This window comes from Vibrio sp. 03_296 (assembly GCF_002265885.1).
The window spans coordinates 1-1,433 of record NZ_NPKW01000247.1 but is presented as its reverse complement, the minus strand read 5'-3'; the positions used below and the strand labels follow the sequence as shown (position 1 = coordinate 1,433).

The window sequence follows — 1,433 nt, the reverse complement described above, 5'->3', positions numbered from 1 at the left end:
GGTAGAGATTGGTGTCGCTTCTACCAAGGCGTTTACAACCCAATTGGCAGCTCTACTTATGCTGGTGACGGCGCTGGGTAAACAGCAAGGCCGTATCAGTAAAGAAAAGGAAAAAGAGATCATAGAAGCGTTGCACGCGTTGCCTAAGCAAATCAACGCAGCACTCTCTTTTGAAAAAGACATTGAAGCCTTGGCGACAGATTTTGCAGATAAGCACCATACCTTGTTCCTTGGTCGTGGTGAGTTCTATCCCATCGCGATGGAAGCGTCTTGAACTGAAAGAGATCTCTTACATTCACGCTGAAGCGTACGCGGCGGGTGAGCTTAAACACGGTCCTCTCGCATTGATTGATGCAGACATGCCTGTGGTGGTGGTCGCGCCAAGTAACGATCTTCTCGAGAAGTTAAAATCTAACGTGGAAGAAGTGCGTGCACGCGGTGGTCTTTTGTATTGTATTGCGGATTTCGGACGCAGGTCGAGGCGATGAAACTATGAAGATCATCACTATGCCTCACGTGAGTGAAATCACCGCAGCAATCTACTACACCATTCCAATGCAATTGCTCTCGTACTACGTGGCGTTGATCAAAGGAACGGACGTTGACCAACCTCGCAACCTAGCGAAAGCGGTTACGGTAGAATAATCGTTTTGAAAGAATGCGATGAGCCGAGGTGTGTCACCTCGGCTTTTTTTTGTTTTTAACGCAGAGGTGTAAAGGAAAGTCAGTTTTAAAAGAGGCAAGACTAAAATGGGCTGTCCTTGCCCAATGCATGACAGATTTCGACAATGGCGAGTGAGAGACCAGAGCGGATGATTTGTTGCTTTCTTTGCAGTTGAAGCTGATAAAAACTCAGCTCGATATCGTCATCAGGGTTATCGACTTCAAGTTGCACCATGCCCATTTTCTGCACTAGATGAAGTTTCTTAATCGGTTCGAGTATTTGGGGATCGGTAAACTCGTAGTTCTGTGCTATCGCTGTTGAGATTTGTTTTTGAGCTTAATAATGTCTTCAATATCGTGGTAGTGATGATCTGATAACACGCCTAAACCAAAGAGTAGTTTTAAGCGTACAGAAACATCACCTAATGGACCCGAGTCCTAGCGCAAAAGCGGCCCAACGTACAGATGGCAACGGCAAAATTTATCTTTGAACGAAAATTCGTTGTACCAAGCCATCGACGGCCTCGGTAAGGATGTCGACGGTCTCAACAAAAAAACCGCGTACACTGGGGGCKTGATTTAATCGTTCAATGATGTCACTTTCGTTTGTATGCTCTGCCATAAACTGAATCAATATATCTTTTTTATATTTGAGGGGAGCATAGCTCCCCTACTGATTAAAGTTGGTTGTAAAGAGTTTCAATCTTTGCAACCTCAACACTGTCCTCTTGCAAGACTTGTGTTATTTTGCCAGCGTTTTTTTCACGCCA

General features: G+C 45.0%; 2 pseudogenes. One reads left to right on the top strand and one right to left on the bottom strand.

Features of this window, described 5'->3' with window-relative positions:
- Positions 1-645, top strand: a pseudogene (locus CIK04_RS23735) (SIS domain-containing protein); the annotation flags it as partial.
- A gap of 100 nt (positions 646-745) precedes the next feature.
- Here CIK04_RS23735 and CIK04_RS23730 read toward each other — a convergent pair.
- Positions 746-1,285, bottom strand: a pseudogene (locus tag CIK04_RS23730) (MltR family transcriptional regulator).
- Positions 1,286-1,433: the final 148 nt, after the last annotated feature.